The organism is Erythrobacter sp. 'gip.4 top 5', assembly GCF_056495765.1.
In genome coordinates this window covers 919,801-932,214 of the sequence record NZ_CP200270.1, presented here as the reverse complement: position 1 = coordinate 932,214, position 12,414 = coordinate 919,801, and the positions used below count along the sequence as shown (strand labels likewise).

8 protein-coding genes and 1 pseudogene are annotated in these 12,414 nt (G+C 59.7%); 4 read left to right on the top strand and 5 right to left on the bottom strand.

Annotated elements, in window-relative coordinates; genetic code table 11:
- Positions 1-23: 23 nt before the first annotated feature.
- From ACRANW_RS04460 to ACRANW_RS04450, 3 genes are all read right to left on the bottom strand, one after another.
- On the bottom strand, positions 24-3,317 hold the full coding sequence (locus tag ACRANW_RS04460) for a TonB-dependent receptor (protein WP_479433334.1): 3,294 nt from the start codon (positions 3,315-3,317) through the stop codon (positions 24-26).
- Between the two features lie 260 nt (positions 3,318-3,577).
- A complete protein-coding gene (locus tag ACRANW_RS04455; protein ID WP_479433333.1) occupies positions 3,578-4,507 on the bottom strand; it encodes an isopenicillin N synthase family dioxygenase in 930 nt (309 codons plus the stop codon).
- A gap of 68 nt (positions 4,508-4,575) precedes the next feature.
- Complete coding sequence (locus tag ACRANW_RS04450) at positions 4,576-6,057, bottom strand: NupC/NupG family nucleoside CNT transporter (RefSeq protein WP_479433332.1); 1,482 nt, start codon at positions 6,055-6,057, stop codon at positions 4,576-4,578.
- A 214-nt stretch (positions 6,058-6,271) separates the two neighbouring features.
- On the opposite strand from ACRANW_RS04450, the gene ACRANW_RS04445 reads away from it, so the two are divergent.
- Positions 6,272-6,946 carry a queuosine precursor transporter gene (locus ACRANW_RS04445; protein ID WP_479433331.1) on the top strand — a complete coding sequence of 225 codons (675 nt, stop codon included), beginning with the start codon at positions 6,272-6,274 and terminating at the stop codon, positions 6,944-6,946.
- A 219-nt stretch (positions 6,947-7,165) separates the two neighbouring features.
- Here the strand turns inward: ACRANW_RS04445 and ACRANW_RS04440 are convergent, their stop codons facing one another.
- On the bottom strand, positions 7,166-7,468 hold the full coding sequence (locus ACRANW_RS04440) for a hypothetical protein (protein ID WP_479433330.1): 303 nt from the start codon (positions 7,466-7,468) through the stop codon (positions 7,166-7,168).
- On the opposite strand from ACRANW_RS04440, the pseudogene ACRANW_RS04435 reads away from it, so the two are divergent.
- Positions 7,467-7,952 (top strand): annotated as a pseudogene (locus ACRANW_RS04435) (transposase). The gene ACRANW_RS04440 and the pseudogene ACRANW_RS04435 sit on opposite strands and share 2 nt — an antisense overlap.
- A 79-nt stretch (positions 7,953-8,031) precedes the next feature.
- Here the strand turns inward: ACRANW_RS04435 and ACRANW_RS04430 are convergent.
- A complete protein-coding gene (locus ACRANW_RS04430; RefSeq protein WP_479433329.1) occupies positions 8,032-9,237 on the bottom strand; it encodes an O-antigen ligase family protein in 1,206 nt (401 codons plus the stop codon).
- A gap of 382 nt (positions 9,238-9,619) precedes the next feature.
- On the opposite strand from ACRANW_RS04430, the gene ACRANW_RS04425 reads away from it, so the two are divergent.
- Positions 9,620-9,886 (top strand): spike base protein, RCAP_Rcc01079 family, encoded by a 267-nt coding sequence (locus ACRANW_RS04425; RefSeq protein WP_479433328.1) that lies wholly within the window; start codon positions 9,620-9,622, stop codon positions 9,884-9,886.
- Positions 9,886-12,390 (top strand): hypothetical protein, encoded by a 2,505-nt coding sequence (locus ACRANW_RS04420; RefSeq protein ID WP_479433327.1) that lies wholly within the window; start codon positions 9,886-9,888, stop codon positions 12,388-12,390. The genes ACRANW_RS04425 and ACRANW_RS04420 overlap by 1 nt, the downstream gene beginning before the upstream one ends.
- Positions 12,391-12,414 lie beyond the last annotated feature (24 nt).

The window sequence follows — 12,414 nt, the reverse complement described above, 5'->3', positions numbered from 1 at the left end:
TATTTCAATGCTTCGTTGTGCGATCAGAAGCGAACGCGAACCCCGAAGCGCACACCCCACAGCGAGCCGTTGATGTTGGTCGCTTCGATCGGAGCGCGGAAGCTGGCATAACGATACTGCCCGCAAGTGTTGTCACCCACAGCGACGCACGAAACGTTCACCGCCGCTGCCGTATAGGGGAAGCCAACCTGACGGACTGTGCCCCAATCCTTGTCGATCATGTTCAGCACGTTCTCGACATCGGCCAGAAGCTCGATCTTTCCACCGAGGGGCAGCGGCACTTCCTGACGCACGGACAAGTCCAGCTTGTGCACCCAAGGGGTCTTGCCGATGTTCTTTGGCGCAATCTGGCCCTGATATTCATTCAGTTCCGAGTTCTGCACAAGGTTCTGGACTGCTGCAAAGGTTGCAGCCGAATCATAGGATACCAACGGATCGGCTGTCTGACTGCTGACATTCGGCACGTAGAGCAAACCGCGACTTGCGCGACCGTTCACACCAAACACCGCCGAACGACCATTCGTGATGTCGTTGAAGGTGTAGCTGTAACGCTGGCCCGAACGGACGTTGTAGAACAGTTCGACGCGGGTGTTGTTGTCACCAAACAGTTCACCGTCGAAACCGGTTCCGAGGCGGAACTGGTGATCGCGCTGATAGTTCGAGATGCCCTGCGCCGCGAAGTTCGGGTCGGTGAAGGCCGTGTTGGTATAGTTCGAAAACGCCACCGACGACGTGCCCGGGTTCTGATCGTCAACCTGCTGATAGGTATACGCACCGTTCAGGAAGAAGCCTGCATCCCAGACCTTGTTGAACCGGCCCACAAGGTTCCAGCTTTCGCCAAATCCGGTGTTCGTCAGCAGCATGTCAGTGTTTTCACCGGCAGTACCCGGCAGAACGCCGTAACGGGGACGACCATCAGGCAGCGTACCCGTCTGCACCGAGCGCAGGTCGGTCCATTCGAGGGCATCGTTAATGCGCGAATAGATCACGTCGGCACCGATGTTCCAGCCATCACCAAGGAAGCCGAGATCAGCTTCGTAATCGAACGATCCCGAAAGGCGCCACTGCGAAGGCGGCTTGAAGTTCGGATCGAGCGCGTTGGTCGGAGATCCGGCAAATCCGGCCTGACGCACGGCATCAAGCAGTGACTGCGGCACGCCCGTTCCGCCGGTGACGTTGTTGAGCGTTGCCGCACCCAGTGTCTGCACTTGGGGGGTCGTCAAACCAAGAACGCTCTGCTCTGGAATGGTGAACGAGCCATTGGCATTACGACGGATTGTGACGTTCTGCAGCGTTGGGCCGGGGTTCGAGAAGTTGTTCGAAATCCAAACCAGCGGGTTTCCGCCCCCGAACAGGCCAGCCGAACCACGGATCTGCAGGCGGTCGGCGGGCTGCCAGTTTACGCCGAAACGCGGCTGGAACAGATCACGCCCGTTAAGCGTCGAGGTGTTGGCAAAGCCGAAACGCTCAAGGAAGAACTCGTTAAAGAACGGGCGGTCCGGCGAGTCGAACAGGTCGTACCGCATGCCAGCAACCACGGTCAGGTTGTCGGTCACGTCGATCGTGTCCATAATCCCGAAGGTCCAGCTGTTGTTCTGGAATTCGGCCGTGACCGTGTCGATGCCACCGCGAAGCGGGACGGCAAGCACCAGTTCGTTGGCGCGCTGAGCCTGATAGTCGGCGACGTTGTCGAACAGCCATTGGCCCGAAACGCGCTGAGCAAACAGGTTGCGCACATCCTGACGACGACGTTCTGCGATCAGCTTCACACTGTTGTTGTTGAGGCTAAGCGTAGCCTGAAACTCGACGGCCAGCGATTGGCTGTCCAATTCATTGGCCTGGCGGCTCACGTCCGGACCAAACTGGACGCGCTGTTGGAATGGCGAGCAGACCTGCGGTGCCGAGCCATTTGCCGGTTGACCTGTGGCCGGAGCGAGCGGGTTGGTCGGATCGAGGCAGACCAGGAACTGACCGAACTCGCGATTGCCGCCAATCGGAACCTGCAGACGCAGATAATCGGCATAGGAAACGCGCAACTGGGTCGAGAAGCTGTCCGACCACTGGTTGTTCGACTGGACAACCCCGAAGTGGTTGACCGCGCCCTGCGTGTAGTTGTTCGACAGCAGGTTGAAGGTCGGGTTGTTGGCATTGATCGCGCCCACGCCAGTCTGGCCTGCCAGCAGCGAGCTTTCGTTCCAGATGTAAGTGGCGCTCAAGCGGTGACCGTCAGCCACGTTCCAGTCGAGCTTTGTGACCAACTTATCGTCTTTTTCGACAATCGAATCGGCAACGCCAAGCGTGTCGAAATTGTAGGTGTTGCGGGCCGTATCGTTGATAAGGGTCAGTTCGGCGTCGGTGATGCCCAGCTGCGAGGGATCGACATCGGCTGGGACGGTGTCACGCGTCCGTTCGTAGGTGACCGCGAAGAACAGCTTGTCCTTGATGATCGGTCCGGTGACCTGTGCCGTGTAAATCCGCGATTCGAATTCACCAACGCGGGTCAATTCGCGGGCACGGTCGCCACGCAGATTGTCGTCCTGATAGTACGCGCCGCCCAAGAAGGTGAAGCGGTTGCCGCCCGACTTGAGCTGCGTGTTGATCGCGCCGCCCTGAAAGAAGCCCTGCTGAATGTCGACAGGAGCAACTTCAACCGAGAATTCGCCGATCGCGTCAAGCGGCACGGGGCCACGAGCCGACACAAGGCCGCCCGATTCCAGACCGAAGGGGTCGCCAAAGGCCACGCCGTCCACGGTGAAACGGTTGAAGCGGTTGTTCTGTCCGGCAATGCTGATCGCGCCGTTGTTGGTGGCGTCGAGCGTCACCAGCGGGTCACGCGCTGCAAGGTTGCGAATGTCGCGGTTGATGTTCGCTACGCCAGCAATGTCGCGCGCATTCAACACGGTGGCAGCACCGGTGCCCAGCGTGATTGCCGAACGGGTGCGTGCGCCGGTGACGACGATCGCCTGGCCGGCTTCAGCCATCTGTACGCTGATACGCTGCGCCTGGCCTGCCGAAAGGAAGCCGATTTCCTGCACGGCAGGCTCGTAACCGTCAGAATTCACTTCGACGGTGAAAGGACCACCCAAGCGCAGGCCCGCGGCGTTGAAGCCACCGGCAGCGTCAGTCGTCTGCGTCGCCGTCGTGCCCGACGGTACGTGGGTGATCGTCACCGTCGCGCCGACAACCGGATTGCCGTTCTGGTCGAGAACATCACCGCGAATCGACGAGGTGGTTTCCTGCGCAAACGCCGGTGTGGCGATGGTGGTGGTCGCGGCAAGGCTTACGATGCTCGCTGCGAGGAGATACTTAAGCTTCATGGATAGAGGCCCCTGGTCACGTTGGAGAGAAGTCGAATACGGTATCGAGGCCTGCCCTAGGCCCGAACGCTTGCGGCAAAGCGACTATTCTGTGACGGTTTGATGAAATGCCCCGTCCCTGCGCGGCGATTCATTAGGGCGCGTTTTTTCCAACGCCAGAAAAATGACGGTTTTACGGGAGTTCCGCGAGGCGGTGTTGCATCGCAGCAACGCCCGCACGGAATTTCCCACGGTGTATCAATGAGCCGAAAAACCGCCCGTCAGGCGAGATTGATCTCGCGCAGGCGCTGCATCAGGTAATCATGCGCGGTGATCGGTGCGGGCGGCGGAGTCGCGGCATCGGCATCCATGCATTCGGGCAAGGGCTCGATCACGAAATCCGGCCGGAAATGCAGGAAGAACGGCATCGAGAAGCGCGCCCGACGTGCGGCGTCCCCGCGCGGGTTCACCACGCGGTGGGTGGTCGAGCGCAGCCGCCCGTTGGTCTGGCGTTGCAGCATATCACCCACATTGATCACCAGCGCGCCCTCGGCCGACGGGATCGGCAGCCACTCACCTGAACGGGTCAGCAGTTCCAGCCCGGCTTCTTCGGCCCCCAGCAGCAGCGTGATGGTGTTGATGTCCTCGTGACCGGCAGCGCGAATCGCACCTTCAGGCGCGCCTTCGCCCAGCGGCGGATAATGCAGCAGCCGCATCACCGAATTGCCGTGCTCGACGCTGGCGGCAAAGAAATCGCGCGGGCGGCCCAGGTGGAGCGCGATCGCTTCAAGCACGCGTCCGCCGGCGGTTTCGAACGCGGCGAACAGCGCGCTCATGGTCGTGCGGAAGCCTTCGACTTCGGCGGGCCACACGTTAGGCGCCATGAATTGTTCCAGCGGGTGCCCGGCGGGCAGATCGCGCCCGACGTGCCAGAATTCCTTCAGGTCGAAAACCTGCGCGTCCTTGGCCTTTTCCGTGCCGAACGGCGTGTACCCACGCGCACCGCCGCCACCTTCGATCTTGTAGGCACGCTTGACCGCGTCGGGCAGCGCAAAGAAGGCCTTGGAGACCGCCTCGGCCTCGTCAATCAGGGCTTGCGGGATGCCGTGATCGCGGACCACGGCAAAGCCATTTTCGCCGAAGCTGCGGCCCAATTCATCGGCAATGGTTTCAAGCGGCTGGGCCAGCGAGACAGAAGCAATAGTGGTCATGCCCGCGCCCTTACACCGCACCCCGCGCGCCTGCCAAGTCTTTCACGCGCGGGCGTTTCGGGCGGCGCTCAAACCGGAAGGAACAGGCTCGCCAGGGCGGCGCTCATCAGGTTGGCGAGGCTGCCCGCGGCCAGCGCCCGCAGCCCCAGCCGTGCAATCACCGGACGCTGATTGGGCGCAAGCCCGCCGGTCACCGCCATCTGGATCGCGATCGAGGAGAAATTGGCAAAGCCGCACAACGCAAAGGTGACAATCGCCCGGCTGCGCGCAGAAAGCTCATCCCCTTGCATGGCCCCCAGATCAATGAAGGCGACAAATTCGTTGAGCACGATCTTGGTGCCGAACAGCCCGCCGGCGATCTGCGCCTGATCCCACTCGGATATGCCGATCAGGAACATCACAGGTGCAAACAGGTAGCCGAGCAGTTTCTGGAAGCTGACGGCCTGAAACCAGGCTGCGGTTTCGGGACTGAACGGCGCGCCCATGCCGTCAGCGAGGTTCACGATGCCTCCGCCGATGCCCGCCAGCATCCCGTTTGCCAGCGCCACCAGCGCGACAAATACCATCACCATTGCGCCCACAGCCACCGCCAGCTTCACGCCCGTCTGGGTGCCTTGCGCAGCCGCCTCGATGATATTGGAAGGGCGCTGCCCTTCCTCGAAGGTTTCCGCCGTGCTGACCTCGTCGGTCTTGAGGCCGCCTTCAAGGATCGCGGCCGGGCCGGTTGCACTGATGCGCGACTGGGGCAGTTCCACCTCTTGCCCGTTTTCGTCATACATCACGACGCGGGTGGCCTCAGCCAGGCCGTTGCCCCGCCCACGCGCGCGCGCCACTGCTGCAGCGGCGACGCCGTTGCTCTGGGCGGCAGTGATCGGCGCATCGTCCGGCATCATGATCTTGGCCATCAAAATCCCGCCCGGCGCCGACATGAACGCGGCGGCCAGCAGGAAAGGCACGGCCTCTGCGCCAATGAAGCTGGCGTAGGCTGCCAGAATGGTGCCGGCAACGCCCGCCATGCCCACCGTCATCAACGTGAACAGTCCCGAAGGACTAAGCGCGGCGAGATAGGGCCGCACCACCAGCGGGCTTTCCGACTGGCCGACGAAGATGTTGGCCGCCGCGCCCAAGGCCTCAACCTTGCTGATGCCCGTAATCCAGCCGATCGCGCCGCCAACCCAGCGCACCAGCCGCTGCATGATGCCCAGATGGTAGAGGATCGAAACGATTGCCGCGAAGAACACAATGACGGGTAGCGCAGCGATGACGAAGGTGTTGGCGAAGGGATTGGTCTCCATCGGTCCGAACACGGATGCGATCCCGACCTTGGAAAAATCCAGCAGCGCAATCACGCCTTGCGACAGCCCGCCAATTACTGCCACGCCTGCGTCGGTGCGCAGCACGATCAATGCTGTAATCGCCTGAAGCGCAAAGGCCGATCCCACCACGCGCAGGTTGATCCTGCGCCGCGCGGTCGACAGCGCAAAGGCAATCCCAAGAATGGCGAGCACGCCTGCAAGGCTTAGCAGGACGGACGTGATACTCTCGTTCACGGCAGCAAATTGCCCTTCTTCATGTCGGAAGCGTTAAACCCCTGGGCGCGCAAAAATACCCGCCTTGCGCGCAGCGTACTACCGGCGTGGCAGTTTGCGCGAAGCGTTGCAAGCCGAGATGCGTAGCTGCCTGCGGCTAATGGGCAGCAAGCCATCGGTGACAGCCGTGTCCACGCCGCTTTTCTTTTGCAGCGACGCTGGGTAGCTACCGGTGATGCACCAGACCGAACCTGCCGCTGCGCCCGCGTCATTTCCGATGTCGTTGTTTGTCTTCTGCCTGCTTTACGGCGGCATGACGGTGCTCGCCGGATTTCTCGCGGTCAAACAGGTGCAGCTGTGGCCAACGCAACTGGGCGTCGAGGCGGGCATTTTCGCGTTTCTGGTGTTGGTGGTGTTATCCAGTTCGGTGGCCCAGATCCACGGCGCCCATATTGCCAAGCGTCTGGTGTTCTGGGGCTTTTTGCCTCTGGCTGTATCGATCGCGCTGATTTTTGTGGTCTTGTCGTTGCCCGCCGATCCCAACATGTGGCCCGAAGGCTTGGACGCGTTTCAACTGATCCACGCGACAACGCCGCGGATCATGGCGGCCGGGCCCGCGGCCTATTTTGTGTCGCTGCTGCTGAATGTCTGGATTTTTGACCGACTGAAGGGGAGCGGTGAGGCGACCACCTTGGGGCTGATGGCACGCGGCGCGGTCGCCTCGGCTTTGAGCCAATCGGTCGATTCCGTGATCTTCATCACCTTGGCGTTCTATGGCGAGCGCGATATCGGCAATCTGGTGATCGGGCAGGTCACCGCCAAGGTGGCGCTGAGCTTCGTGCTCGTCCCTTTCCTGATCACCGGTGGCGTGAAGGCGGGTCGTTGGCTGGATCGGCCGAAAGCCGCGTAACTTACGAGGTCGGCTGGATTGGAACCGCCCATAGGGCCGCAAGGGCGACCGCCTGCCCGCAGCGGATCCGTAGCAAAGCGAAGGATGCATAGCGAGGATACAGCCGCGGAGGCGGCTGAACGCTAGCAATCCCATATTCCTTCATACGCCGTGTCTAGCTTAAGACTCCTGAATTTTTTCCCCTTGAAAAATAAGGACTTAGGATTTTTCGTTCGGAGCTTAGCAAAGCTCACCAGCTGCAATGAACTGCATTCGCTTCCACCCAAAGGCTTCCCGTTCAACCTCAAATACCCGAGGATCATCATTCACTGAGCTCATTGCCACGCCCCAGCGAAGAGCTAACTCCGATCGCGACACTAAACGTCGAGCAAGATCCAGCACATTTTTGAGTGGCGCGTAGTAGCCCTTGCCGGATTTCTTGAAACCTAGGCCGTGTTGACAAAAGGGATTCCCAAATCCGCTTTGTTCTGATTGTGCTTTGCACAGCTTCGCTTCCAAGACTGCTTTTTGAGGAGCAGTCATGGGTCGCGGAGACTTGTCGGATGCGGAATGGGAACTGATCGGGCCGCTGCTGCCGCCTGAGCGGGGACGCTGGGCGCGTCCCGCCGGGGATAATCGGCGCCTTCTCAATGGTATGCTCCACGTGCTGCGGGTCGGCTGCCCTTGGCGCGACATGCACGAGCGCTACCGCAAGTGGAACTCGGTCTATGTCCGGTTTCGGCGCTGAGCCGAACAAGGCGTCTGGGATGCGCTGCTGGCGGACAAGGGATACGACGGTGATCGCTTCCGGGAGACCTTGCTGGTCCGGGGCATCCTGCCGATCATCCCGCCCCGTTCGAACCGCAAGGTGCCCGAGCATCCCGACTATCGCCGCTACCGGGACCGCAACCGCGTCGAGCGCATGTTCGGAAAGCTCAAGCAGCAGCGCCGGATCGCCACCCGCTACGACAAGACCGCCCTATCGTTCGCAAGCTTCCTCAACATTGCCGCCATTCCCCTATGTTAAATCTTTTACCAACACGGCCTAGGTCGGTGTGCTCACCGCCGGTTTTGTCGTGCTCGCCCGAATACACGCCGAGTACCGGTTACCTTACAACGGAACGGCCAGCCGGTGTTCGATATGGCTCAGGCGTTGTGGTTCCGAGACTGACAGCAATCCCAATCAACATGAAGAACCAAGCGAGGACTGACATCCATAGGGACACAGAGTTCAGCCCAAGCGCGAAAACGGCCACTGAAATCGCGACGCCGCGCAGCAAGCGCGCATCAACTGTGGGCATCCGCGAGGATCGTGTGGCAACCAGGACGATACTCATCAGCGTCGCGCCCAACAAGCAGACCGTTTCCAAGATGCCAAACCGCAAAGCCGTGATTAGCCAGAAATGGTCAAAAGAACCAGAAAACATCCAGTCTGGACGATCCCAATCGGAATATCCGATGCCGAACCAAGGGTTTCGGGCCACGTTCTGGGAACCGTACTCCCAGATCAGAATGCGATTGTAGGCCGAACCTGTGTTCAGAGATGCATAACGAACCAATAGGTTGTAGGCCCCCGAGTTCGTAGTGAGTTCAACGGCGGCATACAGAATTCCGGAAAAAAGCAAAAAGACGCGCCAGTTCAAATTGCCAATCCGCACACTCAGCCAATCATAAGCCGTCAGTAATCCCCCCACGACGATCGCAAGCATTGCAGCTGAGCTCATCGTAAGCATTCCGCCAATTGCACCAAGGATGCCAAAAATCTTCGGCCAGCCGCGAAGCCCCGCCATAAGGTAAATCGGCAGCAAACTTCCCATAAATATCCCCGCCAGGATTGGGTGAGGGAACGGCCCCCAGCCCCGCATGAAGCCCATCCGGACATCAAGCCGTTGCGGGTAAGGCAACCCGGTAAGCAATCCGGCCAAGCGCTGCAGGATCAGGGTATGCGTAACGGCTTCGACCACAATGATCGCACCAGTAAACGCAATGCCGGGCGAAATCAGGACCAGCAAACGCCTCAGATCGTCCGGAGTCCGAATGGTGGACCGGGCGAGGAAATAGGACAGTCCGATGTCAACGGTATGCGAGCCGCCCATGATAGCCGCGGTGAGGAGCGAGCCGCTGGTCATGTAGGATGCCAGCCAAATCCAGGCCATCCCTAAGGAAATGAACAAATCAGGCCAGGCAAAGCGCGTGGTTCGCTGCAACGCGCCGGACATTAGGTACAGCGACGCGCCCAGCAGAAAGATACGGAATGGCGAAAGGTATATGCCGCCCACCGTCGGATTGAATTGCTGGGGCAGCAAAAGCATGTACACGAACGCCGCGGCCAAAAATACAGGGGCCAACCCGCGCGGCTTAGCTCGCGGGAATGGCACCCGCTGGACGGGCATAGGAACGGCGCGATACGTCGCGTCTAAGCGGTTCATCAATACCCTCGGCTACATGGTTTTCTGCGGAAGTATTCCAGCGTTGAAGCCTGACGCCCTATAACCGGTGCTGGACAATCTACCAGAGGACCCATCCGGCCTCAGGAATAGCACTCATCCCGAGTGGTTTCCACTAACAGATTTTCCTCCCCGTGCCGCTGGGTCACGATTGGACGGTCAATTGCGCAGCATAGCAGAAACGACTTTCCTACTCTTTGCCAATTTGGTTTCTCATAGGTCGAATCCACAACAAAGAGGTTACAAAATGGCTGATGAATTCGAAGGCTCGGTGCAATCGCCGCTAACCCCTGCAGAAAATGCTTTTGCCGTCACGCCCAGTGATACCGTGCCGCTGCCCAGTGTCCCAAAGTATCTTTATGTCGGCGGCAGTGGGCGGGTGACCCTTCGATCGACCGATGGCATCACCGATGTGGTGTTCGAAAATGTCCCTGCCGGCGGCTACATCTATGTCCGCGCCAGCCATGTCCGTGCCACTGGCACAACCGCAACCGCAATTGTGGCCTGCGCCTGATGCTCGGTCGAATGATCGTAGGCGGACAATCACTGTTCGGAAGTAGCGCTCCGCAAAAAAGCGCGGACTATCTCGTTACAAGCGACGCGGAATGGGACTCCGTATTTGCCAACAGCGCGGCCACGCTTGCGGACAAAGTTGTGGAGATTGTTGGCGCCAACTTCACACTGCGCACCATCAGCAACCGCGATATGTGGGCGGCCGGTGGTCGACTCACGATCCGCAGCCGCGATGCTGCCTCCAAAATCCCGTCGCTGGAACTGGCGGGAACAGTGCGCGGAATCGACTTTTCTGGGGTCAACTTCCAGATGACGGGCTGGCCGTTTGCACATAGCTCCTGCGTCTATTTCGGCACGGGCACCTTTGGCCGGTTGCGATTCCTCAATGGCACCACCTTTCGCCACGGTTATGGCCCTAACTCGATCGATGTCGATACCGCTGCAGACCTGCCGGAATACGAGCGCATCGACAATGTTCGCACGGCAACTACGACCAGCGCGACACAGGCGCTGGTATGGAAAGATCCGAATTTCAACGGCCCGAATGGCATGATTGAATTCTTCAACCGCGGCGCCAACAGTGTGCGCGTGGCCATCGGCGGATCAGGTGTTGTCGCCACCGGGTCGAGTCAACTTGTGGCCGCGGGTGCCCGCACCAGATTTAACTCACTTAATCCACAGACCGCGACTCATTTTGCTGTGCTGGCAACGTCCGGCACCAGCGAGGTCAACGCGCGCGCTGAAATCGGCCTCACCTATTATCTGGCGCGCGCTTTCTTTGCGAGCGGCGGGGCGGTCATGGAGGACATCGAGATTCGCAACTGCCTGTTCCGCGATCTGCGTGACGGGGTGAAAGGTTTGAGTCCGAACTCACTCGTCGTGATGGATTGTGACTTTGACCGCATTTATCAGGATGTTTATTCCTGCGCCACCACTCCGGGCGAAGGCGCCATCTACTATCTTCGGAATCTGGAATGCGTTCCGTTTGTGCGCTCCGGAATCGCCGAAAATTTGCCGGGCGACGCGGGCGATCCGCATGGCGACCATTTCCAAGTTTTCAGCAACGGTGTGGGCACCGTCGGCCCGATATACTACGCAGGCAACCGACCTCGACTCAGAGCGCTACGCGAAGGCTGTGGCGGGCAAGGCATCTTCATCACGGACAATGATTTCACCCCGGCCTACTCCGGCGTTTTCATTGTTTCGACCATCCAGCCTGGGGGTGCGACTCGAAGCGTGAACGTGGGTGATGATTTCCCGGCCCGCAATGTGCTGGTTTACGGGGCGACCGTATTCGACCCGCGAAACCTTGCGAACAAGTCGCCTTCTGTGATTCAAGAAACTGACCAGCCCAACACAGTTTACGTTGGCAGTGCTATCGCGTGGAACTTCCCACCGGCAGCACTGAGTCAAGTTGCTGTCGATCGGTCCTTAAATCTCCGCACTCTTGAGTCACCTTCTGCGGTGTTCCCGAATATCGCGGGTCTTACCGCTGCCACCAATCGTGCACAGATCGAAACCGCGTTTACAACTGCGGCTGAAGGAACCGGGATCGGTGCGGTGGCAACGGTCGATTGCATCGACTGGACGACTTCAGACCCCGCAGCAGTGATTCTCTGGGAAAACATTCCGAGCGGAGTCCATTGGCCGTCCTTGATAGACCAGGAAATCAGCAGCGTGATCACCCTGCCGCTGCGCAAAGTCCTGAATCGCCGCCCGGCGCAAACCGTCAGCGTGGCTGCTGGAACCGAATGGCGCAGTGTCGATACGGATGGCGTGAATCAGGTGCAGGCATGGACGTCGAGTCCGGGGACGATCGCGCCGGATCAGTTTATCCAGATTCGATTCACCAGCGCCGAAGCCGAAGCGACAACGACAGCGTCGGTGACAATTAATGGATTCGAGCAGACCCTCACCGCCAAATCGGCAGTGGCACCGCCTGACCAGTTCCTCGTTATGCCTGCCACGCTTGCGCACTTCGGCGATCCGGCCGCGTTGCCAGCGGGAACGACTCGTCTGAGCTGGCGCGGCAAGTTCTTCTTCCCCTCGGGCACGATCAGCAACGGGCAGGCGCCGTTCTCGCAGGTGAGCAGCGGGTGTGATTTGATCACACGATTCGCCGGTTTCAGCATGATTATCGAAGATGGGACTCAAATACCTAAGCTGAACATTCTTGGCCCTGTGCTGAGCGGAAAGCTTATAGCGAACGCGTGGCTCGACATTGTATTTGACGTGGATCAGGTTGCCCAGACAGCAACCGTCAGCTGCAACGGACTCACCGAAGTCTACCCATTCGACTCGCCGAGTAATGGCGTATTCAATACGGCGCGACGACTGGGATTTGTGGCTACGCAGGCCGGCGCGTTCAGACTTGCTGCAAATGTGCGGATCGCGGATCTTTCGCTTGAGCGCAACGGAGTGCTCTACAAGGCCATCCCGAACAATGCGGCAGCCGCGAACGCCGACCCGTGGAAGCTGGGCGCCGGAGTCTTCACGAATGTTTGAGCGTCTGATCAGCAGAAAAAACTG

What these genes read in the sequence shown, in the direction of transcription:
- ACRANW_RS04460 (WP_479433334.1), bottom strand. Translation starts at nt 3,317, where the DNA reads ATGAAGCTTAAGTATCTCCTCGCAGCGAGCATCGTAAGCCTTGCCGCG.
- ACRANW_RS04455 (WP_479433333.1), bottom strand. Translation starts at nt 4,507, where the DNA reads ATGACCACTATTGCTTCTGTCTCGCTGGCCCAGCCGCTTGAAACCATT.
- ACRANW_RS04445 (WP_479433331.1), top strand. Translation starts at nt 6,272, where the DNA reads ATGCACCAGACCGAACCTGCCGCTGCGCCCGCGTCATTTCCGATGTCG.
- ACRANW_RS04440 (WP_479433330.1), bottom strand. Translation starts at nt 7,468, where the DNA reads ATGACTGCTCCTCAAAAAGCAGTCTTGGAAGCGAAGCTGTGCAAAGCA.
- ACRANW_RS04430 (WP_479433329.1), bottom strand. Translation starts at nt 9,237, where the DNA reads ATGCTTTTGCTGCCCCAGCAATTCAATCCGACGGTGGGCGGCATATAC.
- ACRANW_RS04425 (WP_479433328.1), top strand. Translation starts at nt 9,620, where the DNA reads ATGGCTGATGAATTCGAAGGCTCGGTGCAATCGCCGCTAACCCCTGCA.
- ACRANW_RS04420 (WP_479433327.1), top strand. Translation starts at nt 9,886, where the DNA reads ATGCTCGGTCGAATGATCGTAGGCGGACAATCACTGTTCGGAAGTAGC.